This window comes from Rheinheimera soli (assembly GCF_031457405.1).
Lineage (GTDB): Bacteria > Pseudomonadota > Gammaproteobacteria > Enterobacterales > Alteromonadaceae > Pararheinheimera > Pararheinheimera soli_A.
Genome location: NZ_JAVDWR010000002.1, coordinates 241,663 through 268,144, shown reverse-complemented (window position 1 = coordinate 268,144; position 26,482 = coordinate 241,663). Strand labels below are relative to the sequence as shown.

Annotated in this window: 19 protein-coding genes; 10 read left to right on the top strand and 9 right to left on the bottom strand. The window is 45.9% G+C overall.

The annotated features are described in order from the left end of the window. Nucleotides 1-50: 50 nt before the first annotated feature. The 3 genes from pstA to J2W69_RS05845 all read right to left on the bottom strand — a co-directional run bounded on the left by pstA (nucleotide 51) and on the right by J2W69_RS05845 (nucleotide 5,200). Nucleotides 51-1,730, bottom strand: a complete 1,680-nt coding sequence (gene pstA / locus J2W69_RS05855; RefSeq protein ID WP_310275543.1) for a phosphate ABC transporter permease PstA — start codon at nucleotides 1,728-1,730, stop codon at nucleotides 51-53. A gap of 15 nt (nucleotides 1,731-1,745) precedes the next feature. Beyond that, on the bottom strand, nucleotides 1,746-4,034 hold the full coding sequence (locus tag J2W69_RS05850; RefSeq protein ID WP_310275541.1) for an ABC transporter permease subunit: 2,289 nt from the start codon (nucleotides 4,032-4,034) through the stop codon (nucleotides 1,746-1,748). A gap of 185 nt (nucleotides 4,035-4,219) precedes the next feature. Continuing rightward, the gene (locus J2W69_RS05845) at nucleotides 4,220-5,200 is read right to left on the bottom strand and encodes a PstS family phosphate ABC transporter substrate-binding protein (RefSeq protein ID WP_405047871.1); all 981 of its coding nucleotides are present in this window, start codon (nucleotides 5,198-5,200) and stop codon (nucleotides 4,220-4,222) included. A gap of 279 nt (nucleotides 5,201-5,479) precedes the next feature. Here J2W69_RS05845 and J2W69_RS05840 point away from each other — a divergent pair, with 279 nt between their 5' ends. The 6 genes from J2W69_RS05840 to J2W69_RS05815 all read left to right on the top strand — a co-directional run bounded on the left by J2W69_RS05840 (nucleotide 5,480) and on the right by J2W69_RS05815 (nucleotide 13,260). Beyond that, a complete protein-coding gene (locus J2W69_RS05840) occupies nucleotides 5,480-5,980 on the top strand; it encodes a glycine cleavage system transcriptional repressor (RefSeq protein ID WP_310275538.1) in 501 nt (166 codons plus the stop codon). Between the two features lie 109 nt (nucleotides 5,981-6,089). Further along, a complete protein-coding gene (gene ppk1 / locus J2W69_RS05835) occupies nucleotides 6,090-8,210 on the top strand; it encodes a polyphosphate kinase 1 (protein ID WP_310275535.1) in 2,121 nt (706 codons plus the stop codon). After that, complete coding sequence (locus J2W69_RS05830; protein WP_310275533.1) at nucleotides 8,207-9,784, top strand: Ppx/GppA phosphatase family protein; 1,578 nt, start codon at nucleotides 8,207-8,209, stop codon at nucleotides 9,782-9,784. The genes ppk1 and J2W69_RS05830 overlap by 4 nt, the downstream gene beginning before the upstream one ends. Nucleotides 9,785-9,828: 44 nt before the next feature. After that, nucleotides 9,829-10,923: an AI-2E family transporter gene (locus J2W69_RS05825; protein ID WP_310275531.1), complete on the top strand. Its 1,095-nt coding sequence runs from the start codon at nucleotides 9,829-9,831 to the stop codon at nucleotides 10,921-10,923. A 132-nt stretch (nucleotides 10,924-11,055) separates the two neighbouring features. Next, entirely contained in the window at nucleotides 11,056-11,856 is an 801-nt protein-coding gene (locus J2W69_RS05820) for an undecaprenyl-diphosphate phosphatase (protein ID WP_310275529.1), read from the top strand. Nucleotides 11,857-11,949: 93 nt separating this feature from the next. Then, nucleotides 11,950-13,260, top strand: a complete 1,311-nt coding sequence (locus J2W69_RS05815; protein ID WP_310275527.1) for an amidohydrolase — start codon at nucleotides 11,950-11,952, stop codon at nucleotides 13,258-13,260. On the opposite strand, the gene J2W69_RS05810 is transcribed toward J2W69_RS05815, so the two are convergent. Further along, nucleotides 13,229-14,188 (bottom strand): putative sulfate exporter family transporter, encoded by a 960-nt coding sequence (locus J2W69_RS05810; RefSeq protein ID WP_310275525.1) that lies wholly within the window; start codon nucleotides 14,186-14,188, stop codon nucleotides 13,229-13,231. The two genes, J2W69_RS05815 and J2W69_RS05810, sit on opposite strands and share 32 nt — an antisense overlap. A 94-nt stretch (nucleotides 14,189-14,282) precedes the next feature. Between J2W69_RS05810 and J2W69_RS05805 the strand changes: the two genes are divergently transcribed. Beyond that, nucleotides 14,283-15,155 (top strand): LysR family transcriptional regulator, encoded by an 873-nt coding sequence (locus J2W69_RS05805; protein ID WP_310275523.1) that lies wholly within the window; start codon nucleotides 14,283-14,285, stop codon nucleotides 15,153-15,155. On the opposite strand, the gene phoR is transcribed toward J2W69_RS05805, so the two are convergent. Together phoR and phoB are read right to left on the bottom strand one after the other, a co-directional pair. Continuing rightward, nucleotides 15,142-16,461: a phosphate regulon sensor histidine kinase PhoR gene (gene phoR, locus J2W69_RS05800; protein WP_310275521.1), complete on the bottom strand. Its 1,320-nt coding sequence runs from the start codon at nucleotides 16,459-16,461 to the stop codon at nucleotides 15,142-15,144. The genes J2W69_RS05805 and phoR overlap by 14 nt on opposite strands. A 16-nt stretch (nucleotides 16,462-16,477) precedes the next feature. After that, complete coding sequence (gene phoB, locus J2W69_RS05795; protein ID WP_008900420.1) at nucleotides 16,478-17,164, bottom strand: phosphate regulon transcriptional regulator PhoB; 687 nt, start codon at nucleotides 17,162-17,164, stop codon at nucleotides 16,478-16,480. Between the two features lie 394 nt (nucleotides 17,165-17,558). Between phoB and J2W69_RS05790 the strand changes: the two genes are divergently transcribed. Together J2W69_RS05790 and J2W69_RS05785 are read left to right on the top strand one after the other, a co-directional pair. Next, nucleotides 17,559-20,249, top strand: a complete 2,691-nt coding sequence (locus J2W69_RS05790; protein ID WP_310275512.1) for a hypothetical protein — start codon at nucleotides 17,559-17,561, stop codon at nucleotides 20,247-20,249. Nucleotides 20,250-20,361: 112 nt separating this feature from the next. After that, complete coding sequence (locus tag J2W69_RS05785) at nucleotides 20,362-23,007, top strand: TonB-dependent receptor domain-containing protein (protein ID WP_310275510.1); 2,646 nt, start codon at nucleotides 20,362-20,364, stop codon at nucleotides 23,005-23,007. A gap of 63 nt (nucleotides 23,008-23,070) precedes the next feature. Here J2W69_RS05785 and J2W69_RS05780 read toward each other — a convergent pair whose 3' ends face one another. Both J2W69_RS05780 and soxR read right to left on the bottom strand, forming a co-directional pair. Next, entirely contained in the window at nucleotides 23,071-24,546 is a 1,476-nt protein-coding gene (locus J2W69_RS05780) for a SulP family inorganic anion transporter (RefSeq protein WP_310275508.1), read from the bottom strand. Between the two features lie 227 nt (nucleotides 24,547-24,773). Then, nucleotides 24,774-25,247, bottom strand: a complete 474-nt coding sequence (gene soxR / locus J2W69_RS05775) for a redox-sensitive transcriptional activator SoxR (protein ID WP_310275506.1) — start codon at nucleotides 25,245-25,247, stop codon at nucleotides 24,774-24,776. A gap of 71 nt (nucleotides 25,248-25,318) precedes the next feature. Here soxR and J2W69_RS05770 point away from each other — a divergent pair, with 71 nt between their 5' ends. Beyond that, on the top strand, nucleotides 25,319-25,729 hold the full coding sequence (locus J2W69_RS05770) for a DUF4440 domain-containing protein (RefSeq protein ID WP_310275504.1): 411 nt from the start codon (nucleotides 25,319-25,321) through the stop codon (nucleotides 25,727-25,729). Here J2W69_RS05770 and J2W69_RS05765 read toward each other — a convergent pair. Then, nucleotides 25,726-26,457 carry a substrate-binding periplasmic protein gene (locus J2W69_RS05765; RefSeq protein ID WP_310275502.1) on the bottom strand — a complete coding sequence of 244 codons (732 nt, stop codon included), beginning with the start codon at nucleotides 26,455-26,457 and terminating at the stop codon, nucleotides 25,726-25,728. The genes J2W69_RS05770 and J2W69_RS05765 overlap by 4 nt on opposite strands. Between the last annotated feature and the right edge of the window lie 25 nt (nucleotides 26,458-26,482).

The window sequence follows — 26,482 nt, the reverse complement described above, 5'->3', positions numbered from 1 at the left end:
ATTCTATGAAATTCTGTGACTAAAGGCCTGCCACGCAGGCCTGCTGCTATCTAATCTGTATCGCTGCGGTATTTCTCACGTAATCTGTTACGCATATATATAGCCGCCATATTCAGCACCACAATCAATAACACCAGCACCAGTGCTGTGGCATAGAGCAACGGACGCGAAGCTTCAACGTTTGGACTCTGGAAACCCACATCAAAGACGTGGAAACCTAAGTGCATGATCTTCTGGTCTAAATGAATAAATGGGAAATTGCCATCTATAGGTAAAGTAGGCGCCAGTTTCACTACACCTACCAGCATCAGAGGTGCAACTTCACCGGCAGCACGGGCCACTGCTAAGATTAAACCCGTCATCATAGCCGGAGTGGCCAGCGGCACTACCACTTTCCATAAAGTTTCAGATTTGGTCGCACCTAAGGCCAAACTACCCATACGAATAGTACTTGGAATACGGGATAAGCCCTCTTCTGTCGATACAATGACGACAGGCAGAGTTAACAATGCCAGGGTCAAAGACGCCCAGAATAAACCCGGAGTACCAAAAGTCGGGCTTGGTAAAGCTTCAGGGTAAAACAGCTGATCGATGCTGCCGCCCATAATGTACACAAAGAAACCTAAACCAAAAACACCGTACACAATAGAAGGGACACCAGCCAGGTTATAGACCGAAATCCGGATGATCTTCAGCAGTGGCCCTTGTTTTGCGTATTCACGCAGATAAATGGCCGCCAGCACACCAAAAGGCGTGACGATAATAGCCATCAGTATGACCATAGTGACAGTACCAAAAATAGCAGGGAATATACCGCCTTCGGTATTGGCTTCCCGTGGCTCTTCCGTCAGAAAAGTGCCAATGCCACTAAAGTAATGTCTGGTTTTTTGCCAGACAGACATATCGTTTGGTGCAAAAGCATTGACGATATTCGCCAGTGAAATGGTTACTTCCCTACCTTCTGCAGAACGCGCCACTAAGTTGTCACGATTAGACTCCGCACGCAGTTGATCCAGTTTTTGTTGGATCACGGCGTATTCATCGTTCAGAATTTTGTTTTCTGCTTCGGCCTGAGCTTTGAATTCTGCCATTTTAGCGTCAGACACCTTATCCAGAACCAGACGACGTTCGGTTAAACGTAACTTCTCAATCTGGTTATTGATGCGGCTGATGTCATTTTTTTCGATATCTTTCATCTGCTGAAAAATACCGTTAGCGCGTTTTACCCGTTTTAACAACTCAGGCCACATAGCGTCGCCTTCAGCAATCAGGGTATCGCCTTCATTCAGCTTCAGTGGAAAACCATAAAAATTACCACGCTCACGACGCTCCAGCGCAATAGCGCCTTGAGGTGCTGTCCAGCCGGTGATTTCATAATCCATATACCAGGAGAAATCCCGGCCATACAGATCGCGGTTACCTACTTTGACCAGATAACGGGTGACAGCTTCCAGTTCTGCCGGCACAGTAGCACCAGATTCACGCAGCATCACAGCAGACACTGTTTCAGCACGAACCAGCTCACCCATAATGACTTTTTTCTGACCAGACTCAGGCGACCATTCAGTCTGCTGTATATCCGCTGGCCAGAAGTGACTGCCACCACGCACGACAATCAGACCCAACACACCTATCACCATCACCAGACATAAAGCAATGGCACCAGCGTTTAACCAAATCCAGGGAGTCCCTGATCTGAACCAGGCTCTTACGCCAAATAAAGATTTCATCAAAGTGCCCCTTAATTACAGATTGCTGAAGCGTTGACGCAAACGCTGCCGTATGACTTCGGCGAGGGTATTAAATACAAAGGTAAAGACAAACAACACCAAAGCAGCAAGGAACAACACACGGAAGTGAGTGCTGCCAACGGCTGTCTCAGGTAACTCCACCGCTATATTGGCGGATAAAGTACGCATACCTTCGAAGATATTAAAGTTCACTACCGGGCTGTTGCCCGTGGCCATCAGCACTATCATGGTTTCACCCACAGCACGGCCAAAACCCACCATCACTGCAGCAAAAACACCAGGACTGGCTGTGGGTAATACCACACCCACCATGGTTTGCCATGGTGTCGCCCCCAAAGCTAAAGAACCCTGAGTTAAATGGCGAGGTACGTTAAAAATGGCATCTTCAGCAATAGAGAAGATATTTGGGATTACAGCAAAGCCCATAGCTATACCAACAATCAGCGCATTACGCTGGTCATAGTTAATGCCATTGTCGGTAAACCACTGGCGTAAGCTGCCATCAAAAAAGGCGTTGTCGATGACAGGACTTGCACTGACAGCCAGATAACCAAATAAGATAATTACAGGAACTAAAAACGCAGCTTCCCAGCCCAAACCAAAACGATTGCGAATAGATTCAGGCATATAACGCCACAAATAAGCAGCTGCAAGCATCATAAAAGGCATCAGAAACAGGATAGCGAACACAGCGCTTAAATACTCTTCCACAAAAGGTGCCAACCATAAACCAGCTAAAAAGCCGAGGATCACTGTTGGTAAGGCCGCCATAATTTCGATGGTAGGTTTCACTTTGCCACGCAGTACAGGCGTCATAAAGTAAGCGACATAAATAGCGCTCATGATGGCCAGAGGGGTAGCAAACAACATGGCAAAAAATGCGGCTTTTAAAGTACCTAAAGCTAAAGGCACCATGCTCATTTTGGCTTCAAATTCATCTGAACCGGCAGAAGCTTGCCAAATGTATTTGGCTTCATCACGGCCTTCGTACCAGACTTCATTCCACAGCGCTCTGTAAGACACGTCCGGATGAGCATTATCCAAATCAAACTTATGCATCAGACCTTTGTTGTCCAGCAACAGGAAATTGGTATTGATAGGAGAAATAGCAATTTGTTTTGCCATCAGCTCATCATCAAAAGCATCTAAAAACAAAGTGCGGGCTGAAGTGCCGTAATGAATGCCCAGATGACCTTTGTCATCTATGGCCATAAAACCTTTACGGGAATATTCAGCTTCAATCTGAGTAATAGCACCAGGGTGTCGCTTAAAATCACGAATTTGTTTTAAGTCGAAGTTATTGTGCTGGTCCCGCACTAAAAACCACTGGGTTAATTCACCTTTGGATGACCCCACAATCAAAGACACAGTACCGACCAGAAACTCAATGGCGGTGATCTGTTCACCTGACTTCACCGCATTGACGCTTTGTACTAAACGCGCCTGCTCCGGATTGTTGATGGCATAATAATGAATTTGGCCTGTCTTATCCGCAACAAACAGATTCTGAAAGGTATTGTCGATCAAGATTCTGTTGGCTGAAGCTGGTGCATCAGGCAAGGTGTAATCGGTGCGAACCACTGTAGTTTCACCGGTCAGAAATACAGTTTCTGCCACCATATTTGACAACACTAAACGACCGTCAGCCGTATAAGCGCTCAACATCCGGTTTTCGTCTTTTTCCTGTATGGCAATAGCCACTAAAGCCTGACCTTGAGCATCGACCTGCACAGGTGCTTCACCTAAGGGGTAACTGACCTTCGGATTGATTTGACGTTTATCATTTGGATAACTCAACAGATATTCATGTTTGGCAATCAGTGCCTGACCGTTGGATAAGCCCAAAATGATAGTGCCGGTACGAGGGTCAGCTTTAGCAAAGGTAGTTACAGTGACATCAGCGGGTAAAGCCAATTGCACTTGTTGCTTCAGCTCACCTGTGTCCGCGTTAAAAAACTGCAGCTTTGCATCTGCTGTCACAGTTAAGCCTATCTCACCATAACGCTCTATATTGCTATACAGAGGTTCTGCAGATGGACTTTGATAGCTGGCTTTCTGATCCACTGAGGCTGAGGAAAACAAAGGCCCCACTTCAGAAAACAGATAAACAAATATAGTGGCAAAAGCCAGCACCACACTGATGCCGGCAAAGCTGATGCCATATTTGGAGATTTTATCTTTAACAGAGCGCCAGCGCCGTAAACGGGCACGACGTTCACCAGTTGGCAGTAAAGAACGCGGCGAATCACCGGCTGACTGCTGACTTGGATGGGTTGAGTGCATAGTTGCTATACCACCAGTTACTTTTAGATGCAGGCAACTATAGTAGAGTTTTATGACGGAAATATTACAGAGTGGTTTTTTGTCATATAAATGACACAAACAGAGCTAAGCGGGAAAGATCACACTATTGTTTTCAATAGAAAAAACAAGGCACCCTGAAGGTGCCTTGTTTTAATTAATAGAACTTATTTTATACCCAGGTCAGCCAGAGCTTTAGCTGCTACTGAAGCTGGTACCGGAACATAACCGTCGTGTGCTACTACGTCCTGACCATTTTTTGACATCACAAAACGCACGAACTCACGCTCTAAAGGTAACATTTCTTTGTTTGGGTGCTTGTTCACATAGACATACAGGAAACGTGATAAAGGGTATTTACCGTCTAAAGCGTGATCCGCATTTGGCGCATAAAACGGCTCGCCTTCTTTTTTCGCCAAAGGTAAAGCTTTTACGCTTGAGGTGATATAGCCAATACCTGAGTAACCAATACCGTTGATAGACTCGCTGATCCCCTGCACTACAGAAGCAGAACCTGGTTGTTCGTTGATGCTGGATTTAAAGTCGCCGCCACATAAGGCCACATCTTTAAAGTAACCGTAAGTTCCTGATACTGCATTGCGGCTGTACATTGTGAAATCACGGTTGGCCCATGCGCCTTCCATACCTAACTGGCCCCAGCGTGTCACATCTTCTTTATAACCACATTTACGGGTTGCAGAGAAAATGGCATCTACCTGAGCAATAGTCAGACCTTTTAAAGGGTTGTCTTTGTTCACATACACAGCCAATAAGTCGATAGCCACTGGAATAGCCATTGGTTTGTAGCCGTATTTGGCTTCAAATTCCTGCACTTCTGATGGCTTCATAGCACGGCTCATAGGGCCAAAGTTAGAGGTGCCTTCAGTTAAAGCTGTAGGAGCAGTAGAAGAACCTGCGCCCTGGATTTGGATATTCACGTTTGGATATTGTTTACGGAATTCTTCAGCCCATTTCGTCATCAGGTTGTTTAACGTATCAGAACCTATGCTGGAAATGTTGCCTGAAACACCAGTAGATTTTACGTAAGCAGGCAAATTCGGGTCTGCTTCGATAATGGCAGCCTGGGCTGTCAGGCCTAAAGTGGCTGCAATAAGACTGATTGAAGTTAATAATTTTGCTACTTTCACGTTGCTCTCCTCACAACAGACAAAGGCCTGTTCGTGGTTCAGGTTGTTTTCTGGGTCCTATCATAAGAAAGAAATATGACACTAATATGACGAAACAAAAGAACATCTTTTGAGCTACAACAATTTTTTTTTACTCAACAGGGAGATTTGCGACGACTTGACTGTCAAAAACTGGCCGGACGTCTACAATGGGGTAAGCCAAATCTGGCTAACTCACTGTTTTTTCAAAGGTGTTTTGCATTTTTATCAGTTTTCAGATGTTTCCGGGAGTAAGGTTGTATGAAGCAGTTAATTTTAACCGTTATAGGTCGGGATAAAGCAGGTTTAGTCGAACAACTGGCTACAGTGATCACCAGTCATCAAGGCAACTGGATGGCCAGTAATTTAAGTCATTTAGGGGGCTACTTCGCTGGTATATTGCAACTGGAAGTGTCTGAAGATCATGTATTTGCGTTAACAACAGAGCTTGAACGCATGTCAGACCTGGATATAAAAATTCAGCAAGGTTTAGACTGTGCAATTCATCCGGATAAACAGCTGCAATTTGTGATTACAGGCAACGACAGACCAGGCATAGTGCGAGAGCTATCCAGCGTGATGAAACACAAAGGCGCCAACATTATTCATTTTGAAAGTTCTAAACAAAGTGCACCCAACTGGGGTGTGCCGTTGTTTCACGCTATAGCCACAGTAGAGCTGCCTGCCGATCTGAATAAAGATGAAGTGGTCAAAGCGCTGGAAGCTATAGCTTCGGACGTAGTGGTTGATATTGAACACTAACCCTGCTGAAAAAAATATCCCTGTATTAAAGGATCAGACCCTTGATCCTTTCATCAGTCTGTCATAAAACTGCCATAGAGTAGCTCCCGAACCCGATCAGGAGCGCGTTATGGTCTTTGCAGAGTTAAAACATACTGTGAGCGATACGAATTATTTTCCCCGCGAATTAAGCTGGCTGGCCTTTAATGGCCGTGTGCTGCAGGAAGCTGCAGATGAACGCAACCCACTGATTGAACGGTTGCGTTTTTTAGGTATCTATTCCAACAACATGGATGAGTTTTTCCGGGTTCGGGTGGCTGATGTTAAGCGCCGTATTTTACTGAAAAAATACCACGCCAATGAGCAGGAAGATGCCGAACAGTTGCTGCATGATATTCAACATATAGTGATGAAGCTGGGCGAACGTTTTAATAAAATTTATGACGACTTACTGCAAGCACTGCGCAAATACAACATTGAGCTGATTGACAACTACAAGCTGACCGACGCCCAGGCTCAGTGGGTTCGTAGTTTCTACCGCAGTGAAGTACAGCGTCATATTTCTCCTATTATTTTATCCGCTGAAGAAGTCAAACTGGCTAAACATTTACAAGACAATGCCACTTACCTGATGGTGGAAATGACTGGCTCCAATAAAGCTGAGTACGCCATAGTGCAGGTACCTACCGACGTGATGTCACGTTTTGTTGAGTTGCCGCTGCATTTAAATAAAAGCAAAAAGAAAGGCCGCTACCGTCGCCAGATCATTTTGCTTGACGACATCATCATGTACTGCCTGAAAGACTTATTTGATGGATTTTTTGATTTTTGTGAAATTCAGGCATTTTCACTGAAACTGACCCGCGACGCTGAATACAATATCAGCGATACACTGGACCAGTCGTTAATAGACAAAATGTCCAAGGGCATTAAACAGCGGCTGAAATCAGAGCCAGTGCGTATGGTTTATGATGCACATATGCCTGAACATATGCTAAAAATGCTGAAAAAATTGCTGGGCTACAGCTCCTATGACTCTTTAATACCTGGTGGTAAGTACCGTAATTTTAAAGACTTTATTGGTTTTCCAAACATAGGCCACCCGTCTTTAGAATTCCCGCCTATGCCAGTGCTGAAAAGCCCGGAGTTTGAACGCCATACCACAAGTTTTGAAGCCATTCGAACTTCGGATATTTTGCTGTATTACCCTTATCACAGCTTCAGTTATTTCACTGAATGGGTACGTCAGGCTTCTTTTGATCCAAAAGTCAGCAGCATCAAAATGACGATGTATCGTGTCGCTAAAAATTCACGAGTCATTAACTCACTGCTTGATGCGGTGCGTAATGGCAAAAAAGTGACTGTAGTGGTGGAATTAAAAGCCCGTTTTGATGAAGAAAATAATATCAACTGGGCACGCCGCATGACGGAGGCAGGCATTGAAGTGATCTTTGGCCTGCAAACCTTAAAAATCCACTCTAAGCTGTGTTTAATCACCAGACAGGAAAAAGGCAAAACCGTGAAGTTTGCCCATATAGGCACTGGTAACTTTAACGAAAAAACCGCCCGTATTTATACCGACATGAGCTTGTTCACCTGCCATAGTGAAATTTGTGATGAAGTGGATCAGGTATTTGAATTTATTCAGTACAGCTACAAAGCATTTCAGTTTAACCACTTGATGGTATCACCAACCTGGAGCCGGCCTAAACTTTGTGCCTTAATAGAACGGGAAACCAGTTTTGCCACATCAGGCAGAAAAGCTGAAATCACATTAAAAATCAACAACCTGGTTGACAATCAAATTGTTGATTTACTCTATAAAGCCAGTATGGCCGGAGTGAAAATCCGCATTATAGTACGGGGTATGTGCTCGCTTATTCCTGGTGTTAAAGGCATGAGTGACAATATTCATGTCATTAGTGTACTGGACAGATTCCTTGAACATGCCCGGATTTATGTGTTTAACAATGGCGGCGATACTGATCTGTATATCTCGTCGGCTGACTGGATGACCCGTAATCTGGATCAACGCGTCGAAGTGGGTGTGCCTATTTATGATGCAGCCATTAAACAGCAAATTATGACGACCCTGGATATTCAGTGGCATGACAATGTCAAAGCGCGCATTATCGATAAAGAGCAAAGCAACCACTATGTAAAAAGAGGCAATAAGCGTAGCATTCGCTCCCAACAGGAAATCTACGATTATTTTGCTCAGTTGCAGCAATCCACTCAGGCCAGCTTATGACCCACTGGACCAGCACAGACACGACAGATGCACAAAAAGCCGCTTATATGGCGGCCGTTGATTTAGGCTCTAACAGCTTTCATATGGTCATAGCTCGTGTGGTCGATGGCGCTTTGCAGCTGTTGCACCGCGAAAAGCAAAAAGTGCAGCTGGCTGAAGGTTTAACAGAAGAGTTATTGTTAACCGAAGAAGCCATGTTGCGTGGTTTGGCTGTACTGAGTCAGTTTGCCGATACCTTAAAGCCTGTACCCATTGAATCGGTGCGGGTTATCGCGACTTACACCTTAAGGCGTGCAAAAAACAGCGCTATGTTTTTACGCCGGGCTCAGGAGGTTTTCCCTTTTCCTATCGAAGTGATTTCAGGTCAGGAAGAAGCCCGTTTTATTTATCAGGGTGTGGCGCATTTTGAGCATTATCAGGGGCGTCGACTGGTGATGGACATTGGGGGTGGCAGTACCGAATTTGCCATAGGCGAAGGCTTTTTACCGATCAGGCTGGCCAGTCGCAATATGGGTTGTGTCAGTTATGCCCAGTTTCATTTCCCCAATGGTCGCATCAGTGCAAAAAAGTTCGAACGATCTATTTTACAAGCCGAACAGGAACTGGAGCCTATAGTCTCAGCTTACCGCGAAACCGGCTGGCAACAAGCGGTCGGCACTTCAGGTACTATCAAAACCATTCGCGATATTATTATTGGTTTAGGCTGGCATCCGGCCTGCATTGAGCTCGAACACCTGCTGCAATTAAAAGACTTGCTGATCGCTCAGGAAAACAGTTTGCAGCTGGATTTACCTGGTTTAGCAGATGATCGTAAGTTACTGATTTGCTCTGGTTTAGCTATTTTAATTGCCGCTTTTAATATGCTTGGCATTTCTCAGATGTATTATGTCGACGCAGCGCTTCGTGAAGGGGTGTTGTATGAAATGAGTGACAGGCTGCATCACCATGACATTCGTGAACACACTATTCAGAGTCTGATTAAAAGATACAGCATTGATACCAGTCAGGCTGACAGAGTTCGAAACACAGCTTTGGAATTGTTTGCTCAGCTGCGCCATAGTTGGCAGTTGACCGATGAACTGGCTGACTTATTAAGCTGGGCAGCCACAGTTTACGAAATAGGCCTGCATATCAATTCGTCCAGCGTACAGCGGCACTCGTCTTACATTTTAAAAAATGCCAACTTACCGGGGTTTAACCAGGAACAACAGCAGTTAATAGCCACGCTGGTGCGCTCGCATCGTCGCAAAATTAAAACTGAAGATCTGTCGCAGTTTTATCTGTACAGCTCAAGTACAGTGGTGTCTTTACTGGTGTTGTTGCGTCTGGCTGTGTTACTGAATCAAAAACGCCGTAACGACTTCTTGCCTGAACTTAGAGCTCAAGGGAAAAATCAGCAATTAACGCTGCAATTACCTAAAGAATGGCTGGAGCAACAAGCTTTATTGGTCGCTGATCTGCAACAGGAGCAATTACATCTGAAAAAGATTGCCTTTGTACTCGACTGTCCGTATTTAGTAGAGTGCAGTTTACAAAGTCCGGGTTTTGATTCATCCAGTGCGGATGAAGAGTAGTTATTTCATACCCGGGGTCCAGAGACAGAAAGGAACAGTTACAGATGCCACAGATTTTTAGTAACGACGCCATTAGCAGAGCTTTATTGCTGATTATCCTCGGTGCAGGAGTATTCTTTTTTATAGGTTTTCTGGTTCCTGTACTGGCAGCTCTCATTATTTGCTTTGCCAGCTGGCCTTTGTATCGCCACTTGCTGAACTATTGCCGCAATAACTCCACTTTAGCCGCCAGTGTGGCCATCATTGCTATCGTTTTAGGTCTGGTGATCCCGCTGGTGATGGTGTTTAGTTATGCCATGGACGAGATACGAGCCTGGATTGAGTGGTTAAAACACGCCAATGAACATGGCGCCGCCGTACCTGAATGGCTCAGAGCTTTGCCCGGCGTCGGTGAAACCTTAGCTGTCTATTGGCAAACCTACTTAGCTGAACCTCATCAATTGGGGCAAATAGTGAGTTTAGTCAGCGGTGAACAAATCAGTGGTATATCCAAATGGGTATTAAATTTCAGCTGGACTGCAGCCGGCTTAATGCTGACCTTATTATTTATGCTGATCACTTTGTTTTTTTTATATAAAGACGGTGAGCGCATCGCCTGGCAACTGGATACTGTAGGTGAACGCATTTTACCTGAGCGCTGGAACCGCTTCTCCCGCGTGGTACCTGCGACTGTCAGCTCAACTGTCATTGGCATGACTATTATTGCGATTGGTGAAGGGGTGATCTTAGGCATTGCCTACTGGATAGCTGGTGTGCCCTCTCCTGTAGCTTTTGGGGTCTTAACAGGCTTTATGGCACTTATTCCGGGTGGCGCACCTTTGTCTTTTACCTTAATTTCGATTTATCTGGTGGGCACTGGTGATTTAACAGCTGGTGTTGGTTTGTTTTTATGGGGCAGTATCGAACTTTTTATTGTTGATAAAACCATCAGACCAACTCTGGTCGGTGGGCCAGTCAAACTGCCTTTTTTACCGACCTTTTTTGGTTTAATTGGCGGCGTGCAAACTATGGGCATGGTGGGTCTGTTTGTTGGCCCTGTACTGATGGCTTTGCTGGTTGCGATCTGGCGGGAATGGCTCAGAGCACCACAGTACGAAGAATCCTCACTGACAGAGCAGGTGAAATCAGAGCAAAGCTGATAGCTATAGTGCCCTTTTAGTGAAACATCAGATCATTTTTCTATTGAGCCTGGGCTTAGCCCAGCTTTTGTTAGACATAACAGCTGTCCGACCTTAAACTGCGTGCGATTTTAATCATCTGTATGGACCCATATGACTATTCTGGAAATTATTGTATTAGCTTTACTGCAAGGCTTTACCGAATTTTTACCTATTTCAAGTTCAGCTCATCTGATTTTACCTTCACAGTTACTCGGCTGGAGTGATCAGGGGCTGGCGTTTGATGTGGCAGTGCATTTAGGCACACTGGCTGCTGTACTGCATTATTTTCGCCGTGATGTAGGTCTTATCAGTGTCAGTTGGGTTGGCAGCCTTAAAGGGCAACACGACCAACACAGCCGCTTGGGCTGGCTGATTATTCTGGCCACTATACCTGCAGCTTTGTTTGGGTTGCTGATCAAAGACTTTATTGAAATCTATGCCCGCTCCTCTTTGGTTATAGCAAGTACAACTATTATCTTTGGTTTGTTGTTGTGGTACGCCGATGCAAAAGCCAAACAAATCAAACAAACTGACCAGTTGACGGTAAGAGATGTGATTATTATTGGTCTGGCCCAGGCTATAGCCCTGATCCCCGGAACCTCACGTTCAGGTATTACCATGACAGCAGGTCTGCTGCTGGGATTAACCCGACAAGCGGCAGCACGTTTCTCTTTTTTGATTTCTATCCCTATCATTCTGCTGGCCGGTGGTTATCAAACACTGAAATTACTGAAAAGCGAACAGGCTGTCGACTGGACAGCTTTAGGTTTAGGAACTGTGCTTAGCTTTATCTCGGCTTACGTCTGTATTCATTTTTTTCTTAAAGTGATAGAAAAAATGGGCATGATGCCTTTTGTGATCTACCGTTTAGCTTTAGGTGTGTTTCTGCTGGCCTTTGTGTTTTATTTCTGATCGCTGATTTCTGTTTCCGGCAAAGTGTCGCAAGGCACTTTGCTTTTTAAGCTTCAGCCAGTATGGTAGTGACTTCACCCAGAAGGAACTCCCATGTTGCGAACTGTTTTTTGTGTTCTGCTGGCCAGCACTTTTTCAGCTCAGGCCAGCACAGATTTAAAACCCCGGACCGAAACTGCTATTCAAAAAATCCAGCCAGAAATGCTGCAATGGCGCCGTCATTTCCATCAATACCCTGAGTTGTCGAACCGCGAAGTCAATACAGCGAAGAAAGTAGCAGCACATTTAAAATCTCTTGGTTTAGAAGTACAAACCGGCATAGCTCATCATGGCGTCCTGGGCGTATTAAAAGGCGCTAAACCTGGCCCGACAGTGGCTTTGCGCGCAGATATGGATGCGCTGCCTGTGACAGAGCAGGTGGATTTACCTTTTGCCTCTAAAGTACGCAGCACTTTTAATGGTCAGGACGTAGGTGTGATGCATGCCTGTGGTCACGATGCTCATACGGCTATGCTGATGGCGACTGCCTCAGTGTTGACAGAGCTTAGAGCTGAACTGGCCGGTACTATTCTGTTTGTGTTTCAGCCCGCCGAAGAAGGCCCGCCTGCTGGTGAAGAAGGTGGCGCTAAGCTGATGCTCAAAGAAGGCGTCTTTGCCACATACAAACCTGATGCCATTTTTGGTCTGCATGTCTGGCCTGGTCCTGCCGGCCAGTTACAGGTGAAAAGTGAAGGCATAATGGCGGCGGCAGACAGTTTTAATATCATTGTCAAAGGCAAGCAGGTGCATGGTTCAAGCCCCTGGCGTGGAGTGGATCCTATAGCTGTGACAGGACAATTGATCACTGCTTTACACCAGATCCCAGCCCGCCAGCTGGATGTGACCCAGGCCCCTGCCGTGCTGTCTGTTGGTCAGGTGCATGGCGGTGTGCGTTGGAACATTATTCCGGATGATGTGAAACTCGAGGGCACTATCCGGACTTTTGATCCACAAATGCGCGAGCAGCTACTGCAAAAAATGCAGCATACCTCTGAACATATAGCAGCCGCCAGCGGTGCCACAGCTGAATTTCATAACCATAGCTTTGCAGCTGTGACCTGGAATGATGCCACACTGACTGAATGGGCTATGCCAAGCTTACGCTGGGCAGCAGGCAAGGCCGGGGTTGCGCCAATTAAACCTATTACTGCCTCGGAAGACTTTTCGTTTTTCCAGCAAGAAGTACCGGGCGTGTTTTTCTTTTTAGGCATAGCCCCGGAAAATACTCCGGTGGAACAAACAGCGCCTAACCATTCGCCACTGTTTCAGGTGAATGAACAAGCACTGGAAAATGGCGTTCGGGCGTTAACAGCTCTGGCGCTTGACTATCTGGCTAACCCGGCAAAAACAGATAAGAAAGACTAAACAGTAAGCTCATCACCACAGCGGCAAAAGCAAAAACTTTGCCGCTGCATTGTTTTAGATCCTGCCAACAGGTTAAAAGTCCAGTCACCAGCATGGCGAAAATCAGACAACTTTGCGACAACAGCACAGCGGCCTGACTGAACCAGACAGGTACTGAAAAAACCATGGTCAGCAGCAGAACAGCCACAAAAACCAAAACAAACCAGGGAAAGACAAAACCCTCCTTGTTTTTACTGTTAACACTGAGCAGCAGCAAAAATGGCACCAGTAAACAGACCCTGAATAACTTGGCGATCACCGCCTGTGGCGCATCCTGCCCTAACTGACTGCCTGCGGCCACAGCCTGTGAGACTTCAGGTGCTGTGCTGCCAATCAGCCAGGCCAATTGCGCTTCCGGCAACCAGCCACTTTGCATCAGCACCGCATAGGCCAGCAACGACAGCAACCCCATCAACAGCACCATGGCCAGACTTTGAGTTAAAGTCGCCTGCCCGCTTTGCCGTACAGACCAGGTGGCAAAAATAGCTGAAGTACCACAAAAACTTAAGCCACAACTAATCAAAAGCACCAGCTCTTTCGGTAGTTTTAATACTTTGACCCCAAGCCAGAGCGCAGCGCTCAGCACCAGCAGAACTAAAACAACCAGCTGCACTAAAGCCAGCGGACTGGTGTGCATTACCAGTTCAGGCTCAACACTAAAGGCAAACAGAACTATGCCCAAACGTAAAGCCTTTTGCTGCCAACTGCCGATCGTATCCAGCCTGGACGCCAGTAACCGACGGGGCTGAATGGAGAATAGTGGCAACACAAAAGCAGCCACTAAGCCCAGTATCAAAGCGACAAAAACCGGACTGATCAGATGCTGTAACTCAGGCACAGCCAAATAACATACATGCAGTAACAAGCTAAGCAGCAATACGACCAGCATAGGAATTCATCTTAGTGTAAGTGACAGCGCTATTGTACTGAGTGTTAAAAATAAGAATAATGGATTAATCTTATTCATCAAATTAGATAAACAAATGAATTATCCCAGTCCACGCCACTGGTTATTGTTGGATGCAATTTGCCGGCAGCATAGTTTAACCAAAGCAGCCGACCAACTGGCATTAAGCCAGTCAGCGGCCAGCCAGGCATTAAAAGAGCTGGAACAACGACTGGGCCATCAGCTATTTCTGCGTCAGGGACGGCAGTTAATCCCAACCCAACATACGCTGGATCTGTTACCAAAATTACAGCTGTTGCTTGAACTGCAGCAAGAACTGGTTCACTCAAACCCCGACAAAGGTCAGCTACGGCTGGTCGCCAGTGAAACAGTAGGTTGTTATTTATTGCCCGCTTTATTGGCACAATTTACTGCCTTGCACCCTCAGATTGATTTTACACTGCGACTTTGCAACAGCAGTGAAGTGCTGCATCTGATGCATCAACAGCAAGCGCAACTGGGTTTTATCGAAGGACCAGTGTTGAGTGCTGAATTTGATATCCGCCACTGGCGGCAGGATCTGACGGTACTCATAGGCCACCCTAAGCTGCATCAGAATTTATCAGCAGAGCAATTACTGGCTGAGCGCTGGATAGTGCGGGAACAAGGTTCCGGCACCCGCGCCGTACTAGAACATGAACTGGCCCGTTTACATTGGGCACCGAACACCCTGCTGGAACTGGAACGGCCTGAAGCTATTAAGCAGGCGGTAAAACAAGGTTTGGGTATAGGCTGTTTGCCTATGCTGGCTGTACAGGACGAAATCAAAGCAGGACAGTTGGTTTTACTGCAAAGTCCTTTGCGGCTGCAACGGCATTTCAGACTGGTTCAACATAAACATTATCAGCCTGCACTGCTGCAAAAGTTTCTGCACTTTCTGCAGCAGGCAGTACCTGCTAACGAACTTTAATAGCTTTACGTTTTGGCAGGTTTTCAGCAGGTAAACTAAACGAGAAGCTGCTGCCTTTTTTCGGCTCACTGAAAATCATCAATTTGCTGTTATGGCGTTGCAACACATGCTTCACGATAGCTAAACCTAAACCTGTGCCGCCTGTAGCACGGGCTCTGGCCTGATCAACCCGGTAAAAACGTTCGGTCAGCCGTTTCACATGCTGAGGTGCTATACCTTCTCCATTGTCACTGACACTAAACACAGCTTTTTGATGCTGCCGCACCCAACTGACCTGGATCTCTCCGCCATTGGGGGTGTATTTAATCGCATTGGTGATCAGGTTAGAAAAAGCACTACGTAACTCTTCACGAATACCGGAGACCAACAAACCAGGTTCAATTGAAAAACTGATCTGATGCTGCTTTTCCCGATTTAAGGTGTTTGACTCCTGCTCCAGCATCGCCAGCATGGCAGGCACATCAATGTGATCTTCAAACTGCACTTTGGCTGCGGCTTCAATACGTGACAAGGTCAGTAATTGCTGCACCAGAGCATCCATACGTTTGGTTTGCTCCAGCATCACAGTATGGGCCTTTAACCAAATACCCTCATTCGGCAGATTGTCTGCGTCCATCACTTCCAGATAGCCCTGCAATACGGTGAGCGGCGTACGTAATTCATGCGAGACATTGGCCACAAAATCTTTGCGTACCTGCTCCAGCAGTTTTAACTGGGTGACATCCCGCACTATCAGTAAGTGCTGATCGTCGCCGTATTGCAGCATACGGTATTCCAGCACCAAATCTTCATTAACCGGAGAAGACAACTCCAGTGGCTGATCAAATTGTTTTTGCTGAATATAAGTCTGAAATTCCGGGTTACGGATCAGGTTATCAATACGCTGACGTTCATCCTGCGGCCAGCGTAAACCAACCAACTGCTGCGCCAGTTTATTACACCAGATAATGGTCCAGTCACTGTTGAGCACCACTATGGCATCAGGCAAGGCTTCAGCGCCATCCCGAAAACGGCGGATCAGAGCACGTAACTCTTTATTTTTTTTGCGGGCTTTGCGCTGACGATAATAAATGCCATCAAAAACTTGCTGCCAGCTGCCATCACCTGCTGGTGGCGTGAGTTTTTTATCGCGCCATAGCCATTTATCCAATACAAAAATATGCCGGTAATTCCAGCCAAGCAGTAAGACAGAGGCGGTAAATAAAGCAGGAAACAGCAGGTCAAACAGCCAGCCGATTAATGCAACAATAAAAAATAAAAGGAAGATTTTACTGAAAATCTTCCTTTTAGATAATAACAAACGCATAACACTCACTTATAGGTTATTTGGCAGAGAAACGATAACCCGAACCCCGTACAGTTTGCACTAAACGGTCATGCCCAGCCAGCGAAATGGCTTTACGTAAACGGCGTATATGCACATCTACTGTTCTGTCTTCGACATACACATTAGTACCCCAGACATGATCCAGCAACTGTTCACGGCTGTAAACACGCTCAGGATGGGTCATAAAAAAGTGTAATAAACGGAATTCGGTAGGCCCCATATCTACAGCTTGCTCAGCCGCAGTGACACGGTGTGATACAGGGTCCAGCTTTAAGCCCTGCACTTCAATCACATCGTCCAGGCTGGTTGGCGCAACACGGCGGATCACAGCTTTAATGCGAGCCATCAGCTCTTTTGGTGAAAATGGCTTGGTGACATAGTCATCAGCGCCCACTTCCAGACCGCGGACCTTATCTTCTTCTTCACCACGGGCTGTGATCATAATGATCGGAATAGTACGGGTCAGTTCGTGTCCTTTCATTTTTTTTGCAAACTGAATACCGCTGCCACCAGGCAACATCCAATCCAGCAACACTAAATCCGGATAAGGTTCTACTAACATATTCACAGCCGAATCAAAATCTTCAGCTGTACTGGCCTGATAGCCATTTTGTTCCAGCACAAAACACAACATGTCACGGATCGGTGCTTCATCTTCTACAACCAGGATTTTTCTAGACATAACCCTCTACCAATTCAAGCCAATTTACTGATTGTGACCAGTATGGCGTTAGTTTATGACATTTTTATGAAAGAGAAACAAGCATTCTGCCTTGTACTGACCAGCTCAGCTGTTCATTACACAAAGCTGCTCTGGTTTTACCAGCTGTTTTCAATGGAAATAAAAAACAATCAATCTGCTTACATTTTTCTAATCCAGAAAAATGTCTTTCAGATGACACTTTGATGAACCTTTTTTGACGAGACTGCCGCTAGTCCGCGCCAGCCGTGGCCTGCACTGAAAGTTCAATCTCTTTGTCTGTCACTGTAATAAAACAGTCATTAAGCCTGAGTATGGTTGGCCCCAGCTTTTTATAACAACAGCATTCCTGTTCGTACTTATTGGAGATTGAGTAATGGCTTTACGTAAATTTTTAAAATTGAGCGCAATCGCCTCAGCTTTAGTATTGGCTGGTTGCGGTGGCGGTGATATCAATATCAACACTGGCAATGGTAACAACGGCAACAACGGTGGCGGTACTCCTCCACCTCCAACCAGTGCTTGCCCTGCCTTTGCAACTCAGGCCTCAGCGTTAGCCGGTGTAACCACTCCAGTCTGTGAAATTAAAGGCACAATCACCAGTGATATCACTTTAACAGCAGATATCGCCTGGTCTTTGTCTGGCAAAGTGACTGTGGGTAACGACAACGCTAACAGCGCCACTTTAACTATTCAGCCAGGCACTAAAGTTTTTGGTAAAAGTGGCGCTGACTATTTAGTAGTAGCCCGTGGTTCAAAAATTCAGGCTGTTGGTACTGCGACTAGCCCAATCATCATGACGTCAGTCAACGACATGTTAGGTTTATCTGATGACGAATCCACAGCTGAATGGGGTGGCTTAGTTTTATTAGGTAAAGCTCCAACCAATAAATGTGATCAGGCCAACCTCGCAACCTGCCAGGTTGAATCTGAAGGTGAAGCTGGTCCATACGGCGGCAATAACCCTGACGATAGCAGCGGTGCATTAAAATACGTACAGGTACGTTACGCTGGTTTTGAAGTTATCCCGGACAACGAATTAAACGGTATTACTTTTGCGGGTGTAGGTCGTGGCACTAAGGTTGAATACATTCAGGTTCACAACAACCTGGATGACGGTGTAGAGTTTTTCGGCGGTACAGTCGATGCTAAATATGTAGTGTTAACAGGTAACCGTGATGACTCTTTAGACTGGGCTGACGGCTGGACTGGCCGTATGCAACACGTATTAATCCGTCATAACCCAAACAATACCAAGGCTAACCGTGGTATTGAAGCGGATAACCAGTCAGGCAATTTTACCGCAACACCTATCAGCAAACCGAAGATTGCCAACGTCACTATTATTGGTAATAACTTTGATGGTGATGAAGATTCAGAAGGTATTTTATTACGAGCTGGTACTTCGGCTGAGCTGTATAACATCATCGTCACTGGCCCGGAAAAAATGGGTGAGTGTTTTGAAATTAATACTACAGAAACAGCTAACTTCGCCAATAGCGGTGATTTAATTTTCCGCAACTCCATTATCGATTGTGCAGAACCTTTTGCCAATATCAGAGATTCAGCCGGTAATGTCACTTTTAACGCCAGAACCTGGTTTGAATCTCAACCAAATAACTTAGTGGGCGACGCTTTATTAGGTGGTTATATCCCGGCACCTAACTCTCCTGCTTTAGGCAATGGTTACAATGTATCTAACTTCGTTGATGGTTGGTTTGACAACGTCAATTACATAGGTGCATTTGATGGCACCACGGACTGGACAAAGGGCTGGACAGTTTCTTTGCATCAGGACGATGGTATCAACTTAAAATCCTGCCCAACAGGTACTACTGAAGTCGCCAGCTTAACGGGTCGTTTAAACTGCCAGTTAACAGGTGATGTCACCACCAACGTCACTTTAGCAGCTGGCGCTGACTATGTACTAAGCGGCCGCGTACGTATTGGTACTGATAACGCTATCAGCGCGACTTTAACAGTGCAGCCTGGCGTAACTATTTACGGTAAATCAGGTGCTGATTTCCTGGTGGTTACCCGTGGCTCAAAAATTATGGCCGAAGGTACTGCAGCTAACCCTATCACTATGACTTCTGTACAGGATGTGATTGGTTCACCCACAGAAGCAGGTCAGTGGGGCGGCTTAGTGCTTTTAGGCAAAGCACCAACCAACAAATGTAATCAGGCTGATTTAGCCAACTGTTCAGTAGAATCTGAAGGTGATGCAGGCCCATACGGTGGTCCTAATTCAGCAGATAGCAGCGGTTCTCTGAACTATGTCATTGTTAAACATGCTGGTTATGAAGTTATACCGGATAACGAATTAAACGGTATTACTTTTGGTGGTGTAGGTTCAGGCACTAAGTGCTCAAACATTCAGGTGCACCAGAACGTTGATGACGGTGTGGAGTTCTTCGGTGGTAGCGTCAGCTGTAAAAACGTAGTACTGACGGATAACGGCGACGACTCTTTAGACTGGGCTGATGGCTGGAACGGTAAAATGCAGTTTGTGTTAGTAAAACATGCAGCTGATGGCGCTAAAGCGAACCGTGGTATTGAAGGAGATAACCAGTCAGGTAACTTCACTGCTCTGCCAGTATCTAACCCTATCATTGCCAATATGACCATTATCGGCAACACCTTCGACGGTGACGATGATTCAGAAGGTGTCTTGCTGCGTGCCGGTACTAACGCTCAGTTAGCCAACTTTGTCATCACTGGCCCGGCTGGCATGGGTGAATGTCTGGAAATAGAGTCAAACGAATCTCGTGCTTTAGCAGCAGCTGGCAGCTTAACCATGACCAACTCTGTTATTGCCTGCCCGACTGAAGCAGTGAAAGGCACTGTTGCAACAGGCGTCACTACAGAAGCCTGGTTCCTGGGACAAACAGCCAACAAACTGGCGGCAAGTCAGGCTGACGTATTAAAAGGCATTTTCACCATAGATACGACTCCGGCGAAAGATATGAAAACTGTTGATGCCTTCTTCGACACGGTCAACTTTGTTGGTGCCGTATCAGAAAGCAATAACTGGACTGCTGGCTGGGCTGTAGGTCTGGACGACTAAGACCACCATAAACTGCCGGCTCGCTGGCAGTTTTGAATTCACTTAGTGCCGGGCCTCCCTTGGATAAGCCCGGCACATTGATGTACGAATTAGCTGATAGGACCAAGTTCAAATGAGCAGCAAGCAAAGTTTTAAAATCAGTCAGGTTGGCCGTAGCGTGCTTCTGGCTTTAGCCGCCACAGCAAGCATAGTGCCTGTATCTGCCCAGGAAACTCCTGCACAACCAGCAGAACAGGAACAGGCCGTTGAGCGTATTGAAGTATCAGGTCGTCTGATGAGTTCAGCCGCTTCCGCTGCTGCAGAGCGCCGTGAACAACCTTATGTCGCAGAATTATTGGGCATGGAGCAAATCTCCAGAGCAGGCGACAGCAATGCAGCTACGGCTCTTCGCCGGGTGACAGGTTTAACTTTAGTTAAAGACAAATTTATTTATGTGCGTGGTTTAGGGGAACGTTATTCCAGTACCTTATTAAACGGCGCTATGGTACCAAGCCCGGATCCAACCCGGAACGTTATTCCGCTGGATATGTTCCCGGCCGGTATTATTGAAAGTTTAGTAGTGCAAAAAGCCTATTCACCTGAACTGCCAGCTGCTTTTGGTGGTGGTAATGTTAATATCCGTACCGCTGCCATTCCATTGCAACCGAGCTTTAATGTCTCTGTAGGCACAGGCTACAGCAGTCTGAATAGCGGTAAAGCCTATAGCTACAAAGGCGGTGGTGATGACTGGATGGGCAGCGATGATGGTACCCGTGCTATGTCTCCGGATCTGCGCGCAGCTTTGGATCAATACGGCACTATTAACCAGATTAATATAGCTGAAGCTTTAGGTGGCATTAATGCCGGCAACCTGGCTAAAGCCGGAACTATAGTGCGTGAACTGGGTTTAGCTTTTAACCGCGATATAGACGTACAACGCGAAAGCATCAAGCCTGACTTTGATGGCGGTGTATCTTTTGGTAATAAATTTGATATTGGTTCATCGGTTTTTGGTGTCATGGCTGGTGTCAGCTATGACAGATCCACTCAGAATATCGAAGAGCAGGAAAGGTATTTTTCAGTTTCTGGCGATAATTTAGTCCCATTGAATTTATATGATGATATCAAGGGCACAGAGCATCAGGTGAAATTGTCTGGTATGCTGAACTTTGGTTTAGAACTGGATGAAAACCACCGTTTTGAAACAGCGTCTATTTATCTGCGTGATACCAAAGATGAAATCAAAGTAAAAAACGGTGACAGCATTGAAACCATCAATGAAGCCAACCGTTTTAACACAGACACCTCCCTGCGTTACGAAGAACGTTCAATGTTCAGTAACCAAATCCGTGGCCGCCATATGCTGCCATGGTTATACGATATCAGTCTTGACTGGCAGTACACGGACGCTAAAGCAGAACGTGATGCGCCAGGCGAGGTTGAATACCGTTATCTGAACGAAACTCAGGCTGATGGCTCTGTGACCTCTTTCCTGCGCCGCAACCAGAATGCGGTTAACTACAGCTTCGGCAAAATGGAAGATAACACTGAAAATGCCAGCTGGAATGCCAAACTGCCCTTTACTTTAGGTAAAGCGGAGATGACGCTGAACGGCGGTTATTCATACTTTGAGCGGACCCGTGAATCTGAAACCAACCTGTTTAACTTCAATACAGTAGGTTATAGCCTGCAACAACTAGGGCAGAATTTCTCAGAGATCTTCTCTGATGCAAACATACGTAACACCGCCAATGGTTTTCAGGTATCTAACGTCACCACTCAGGCCGATGACTATATAGCAGCGCAGATGATCGATGCAGCTTACATTGGCATGGAAATGAACTATGACTACCTGTACCGCTTAAACTTTGGTGTACGTTATGAAGACTTCCGTCAGATTTCTGTTCCATTAGATGGGAAAGGGGAAGTCAGTGGCAATATCGAAGATTTCCCGTTAGAAGAAGACGGCTTTTATCCGTCTTTATCCTTAACCTGGTTTGCCAGTGAAGATTTACAGGCCCGTTTTGGTTACAGCAAAACCGTAGTACGCCCTGACTTACGTGAAGTCACGCCAGTCCTCTTTATCGACCCATTGACGGACTTCAAAGTCACAGGTTTTTCAGGCCTGCAAACAACAGACATCAGTAGTTATGATGCCCGTTTAGAGTGGTATTACGACGAAAGTAACTACAGTGTGGGTGTGTTCTACAAAGATCTGGACAAACCAATTGAATCCATTGAATTAAGTGGTTCAGACGGTAACTTACTGATGTCGTTCCGGAACGGTGACACAGGTAAAGTTTACGGTGTGGAAGCGGAATTCCTGCAGCAGTTGAATATGCTTGAAGGCAATAACTGGCTGGATAACTTCTTTGTGGCCGGTAACTTTACCTACAGCGAGTCTGAAATTACCATTCAGCCTTTTGCCGGTACTAACCTGACCAATCTGAAGCGCCCATTAAGTGGTCACTCCAAACATGTAGTGAACTTCCAGTTAGGCTTCGATTCTGACGACGATAAGCACAACGCGACTTTAACTTACAACGTGTTCGGCAAACGTATCGCTTTTGCCGGTGTGAACTCGAAAGATGATGCCTATGAGCAACCCTTTAACTCACTGGATTTTGTCTATTCATACACGCCGTTTGAATCCACATCAATCAAACTGTCAATGAAAAACCTGTTGGATGAAGATGTTGAAATCACTCAGCAAGGCGAGTTATTACAGCGCCGGGTTGAAGGCCAAAGCTACGGTTTAAGCTTCAGCTATAAATACTAAGTTATTGTTTTGAAGTCTGAAAAAGGGCAGAACGTCAGTTCTGCCTTTTTTTATTAACTGACATTAGTGCATCAGTTGTTCTATCGCTTCCGGCTTATTATGAATAGCAAACTTATCCACTAAAGTTGCACTGGCATGATTGAGCCCTATCACTTCAACCTCAACCCCTGCTTTACGGAATTTTAAAATCACTTTATCCAACGAACTGACGGCTGTGATATCCCAAAAATGCGCATGAGTTAAGTCAACTTGCACTGTCCGAAGTGGCTCTTTAAAATCAAAAGCCGCGACAAAAGGTTCTGCCGATGTGAAAAACACTTGCCCTGTTACCAAATAACGACGACTGTTGCCATCCGCTGATAATTCAGACTGTATCGCCAGTAATTGCCCAACTTTATTGGCAAAAAATAACGCGCTCATCAGTACACCAACAAAAACACCGTAAGCCAGATTATGAGTAAACACCACCACCAATACGGTAATAATCATTACCAGACTGGAGCTTTTTGGATTGGTTGTCAAATCCATCACAGACTGCCAGTTAAAGGTGCCTACAGACACCATAATCATCACAGCCACTAAAGCAGCCATAGGGATCATCCCCACCCATTCACCTAAAAACACGGCAAAAATAAGCAGTAAAACACCGGCTAATAAAGTGGATAAACGCGTACGACCGCCGGACTTTACGTTAATCACCGACTGACCAATCATGGCACAACCTGCCATACCGCCTAATAAACCAGATCCTATATTGGCGATGCCCTGGCCTATACACTCACGGTTTTTATTGCTGTTGGTGTCTGTCATATCATCAACAATAGTGGCGGTCATCAGGGATTCCAGAATACCAACCAGCGCCAGACCTAAAGCGTAAGGGAAAATAATCTGCAGCGTTTCCAGAGTCAAAGGAACATCTGGCCATAAAAAGATAGGTAAACTATCCGGCAATGCCCCCATATCCGACACAGTACGTACATCAATCTGGAAATACAAAGCAATAGAGGTCAATACCACTATACACACCAGAGGCGAAGGCACGGTTTTGGTGACATAAGGAAACAAATAAATAATGGCTAAGCCCGCAGCTGTCATGGCATAAACATGCCAGGTGACATCCGTCAGCTCAGGCAATTGCGCCATAAAAATCAGAATAGCCAGCGCATTAACAAAACCTGTCACCACAGAGCGTGAGACAAACCGCATTAGCTCACCTAGTTTGCATAAACCAAACAGAATTTGCAGCATACCGGTCAGCAAAGTAGCCAGCAATAAGTACTGCAACCCATGTTCTTTTACCAGGGTGATCATCAAAAGCGCCATAGCACCGGTTGCGGCAGAAATCATCGCAGGGCGACCACCGGCAAAAGCAGTGATCACAGCAATGGCAAAAGAAGCGTATAAACCTACTTTAGGATCTACACCGGCAATAATAGAAAAGGCTATAGCTTCTGGAATAAGTGCCAGAGCAACCACTATGGCAGACAACACATCGCCACGAACATTAGACAGCCATTGCTGTCGTATGGATTGAAACATCAGGAATTCCTTTGTGTGGTTCTATTGACTAAACGCATTTTTTTCCGGCATAAAAGCAGTCACGCCCCAGTTTGCGTTTTTACTTTTACAGATAGAAAAAACGGTTTAACAACTACATCGGCGACAAAGTTCCTTATGGCAAGCGGCTTGGAGACTACAAAAACAGCGCTATTCTAGCCTAAAACCCCTTTGACTGAAACCTTAATGGTTCGGCCAGGGGTTTTCTGTCAGGGGTTTTCCTCTGGCAACACCTCACCAGGCAGTGGATAAAAGTGAGCACCTGCCCCTTGTGCCGCCAACTTATCCTCTGGATTACGCAGCGGGCAATGCGCCATAGATAAACAACCACAACCTATACACATGCTCAACTGATCCCTTAAATCCGTCAGTTGAGCTATACGAGCATCCAGCTCAGCTTTCCATTGCTCCGACATTTGCTGCCAGTGGTGTTGATCGGCATTCTGGCCTGGTGGCAATACCGACAAGGCCTTACCTATTTGCTCCAGCGGAATACCTGTGCGCTGCGCTACTTTAATAATAGCGACACGGCGCAATACATCCCGCGAATAACGACGCTGATTACCTGCATTGCGCTGGCTATGGATCAAACCTTTTTGTTCATAAAAATGCAAAGTAGCAACTGATACCCCTGTCCGTTTTGCCACTTCACCCACTGATAACACTGTTTTTAGTTGCTGCATAAAAAAACTGTTGACCTTAACCTAACTTGAGGTTTTAGCATAACCGCAATTTAAACCAAAAGGGGATTTTTATGTTGGAACAGGCCGTATACAGAATTGGAGCAAATGTTCAGTCCAACCTACAGCATGCGGAACAATTATTAGTGCTTTTACAAAGTGCTGTTAATCAGCGTAACTGGCCATTATTCCGTAGTTGCTTTAGTGAAGATGCTGTAATGGTTAATTTATTTGGCCAACGCCTGACAGGGCCAGCGCAGCTTATAGACTATCAACAGCAGTTAATAGACAGGCACCAGGACAGGGTTTGGATTTATCAGTTGCTGCATCTGCAGCAGCTGGATCTGGATACTTTTTTAATCAATGCAGAACAGCAGTGGTATCAGAGAGGACGACAGCACAAAGTGGGTCTGAGCTGTACACCCCTTTATGTGGCGAAACGGCAAGGTGAAAAATGGCAGATCTGTGCGGGAAATATGCTTTAAATAGACGAATGTTTCCAGCGCTGCAGCGCTTTTTTCATCACGCCCTGTTGTTGCATCAAGCCAAGCTGCTGCTGAATTTGCTGCACCAACAGCGTATTTTTTGGATTCAATGCACAATAAACGGCGGCAGGCTCGGCCCAGAGCGGATCCACCGCCAGTTTTGAGGTATCAAACTGTTGTTGGTAGTGACCATAACTTAAGTCTACAGTCATCACCAGGTCCAGCCGTCCCTGCTCCAGACGCTGAATGTTTTTCTCCAGCGATTCGGCATCGTCACGCACCGCAGTCTGGCTATCAAATAAAGGCTGCAACTCAGGGTAACTAAAGCCTCTGGTTGTGCCTATACGCTTGCGAACCAAATCCTGATGAGAACGCACCGGGCTATTTTCAATACGGCGCACTATATATTGCCTGGTGTGAAACAAGACAGGAGTCCAGTTTAGCTTATAGGTGGCAGGCACCCATTCGGGATTCAGAAAACAACTGATATCAGCCTGATCCGTGACTAACCATTCCACGACCCTGCCTCGGGGTAAATCAAGATACAACACTGGTTTTTTTAACCGCGCAGCCAGGGTATCCAGTAATTCTTTGGCCACACCACCCGCCAATTGGTTGTGTTGATCAAAGATGGCATAAGGTGCAGTATTGGTTTGACTGACCACAGCTCTTAATGGCTCAACCGACCATGTCAGGCAAGGCCACAACAAAACCCCCCACTTCCACATCAGAACCTACTTTTTGTGTGCTACG

Coding starts and splice junctions, on each gene's coding strand:
- J2W69_RS05830 (WP_310275533.1), top strand. CDS start 8,207: ATGACCCACTGGACCAGCACAGACACGACAGATGCACAAAAAGCCGCT.
- J2W69_RS05820 (WP_310275529.1), top strand. CDS start 11,056: ATGACTATTCTGGAAATTATTGTATTAGCTTTACTGCAAGGCTTTACC.
- J2W69_RS05825 (WP_310275531.1), top strand. CDS start 9,829: ATGCCACAGATTTTTAGTAACGACGCCATTAGCAGAGCTTTATTGCTG.
- phoB (WP_008900420.1), bottom strand. CDS start 17,164: ATGTCTAGAAAAATCCTGGTTGTAGAAGATGAAGCACCGATCCGTGAC.
- J2W69_RS05815 (WP_310275527.1), top strand. CDS start 11,950: ATGTTGCGAACTGTTTTTTGTGTTCTGCTGGCCAGCACTTTTTCAGCT.
- J2W69_RS05805 (WP_310275523.1), top strand. CDS start 14,283: ATGAATTATCCCAGTCCACGCCACTGGTTATTGTTGGATGCAATTTGC.
- phoR (WP_310275521.1), bottom strand. CDS start 16,461: ATGCGTTTGTTATTATCTAAAAGGAAGATTTTCAGTAAAATCTTCCTT.
- pstA (WP_310275543.1), bottom strand. CDS start 1,730: ATGAAATCTTTATTTGGCGTAAGAGCCTGGTTCAGATCAGGGACTCCC.
- ppk1 (WP_310275535.1), top strand. CDS start 6,090: ATGGTCTTTGCAGAGTTAAAACATACTGTGAGCGATACGAATTATTTT.
- J2W69_RS05840 (WP_310275538.1), top strand. CDS start 5,480: ATGAAGCAGTTAATTTTAACCGTTATAGGTCGGGATAAAGCAGGTTTA.
- J2W69_RS05765 (WP_310275502.1), bottom strand. CDS start 26,457: ATGTGGAAGTGGGGGGTTTTGTTGTGGCCTTGCCTGACATGGTCGGTT.
- soxR (WP_310275506.1), bottom strand. CDS start 25,247: ATGCAGCAACTAAAAACAGTGTTATCAGTGGGTGAAGTGGCAAAACGG.
- J2W69_RS05790 (WP_310275512.1), top strand. CDS start 17,559: ATGGCTTTACGTAAATTTTTAAAATTGAGCGCAATCGCCTCAGCTTTA.
- J2W69_RS05785 (WP_310275510.1), top strand. CDS start 20,362: ATGAGCAGCAAGCAAAGTTTTAAAATCAGTCAGGTTGGCCGTAGCGTG.
- J2W69_RS05780 (WP_310275508.1), bottom strand. CDS start 24,546: ATGTTTCAATCCATACGACAGCAATGGCTGTCTAATGTTCGTGGCGAT.
- J2W69_RS05770 (WP_310275504.1), top strand. CDS start 25,319: ATGTTGGAACAGGCCGTATACAGAATTGGAGCAAATGTTCAGTCCAAC.
- J2W69_RS05810 (WP_310275525.1), bottom strand. CDS start 14,188: ATGCTGGTCGTATTGCTGCTTAGCTTGTTACTGCATGTATGTTATTTG.
- J2W69_RS05850 (WP_310275541.1), bottom strand. CDS start 4,034: ATGCACTCAACCCATCCAAGTCAGCAGTCAGCCGGTGATTCGCCGCGT.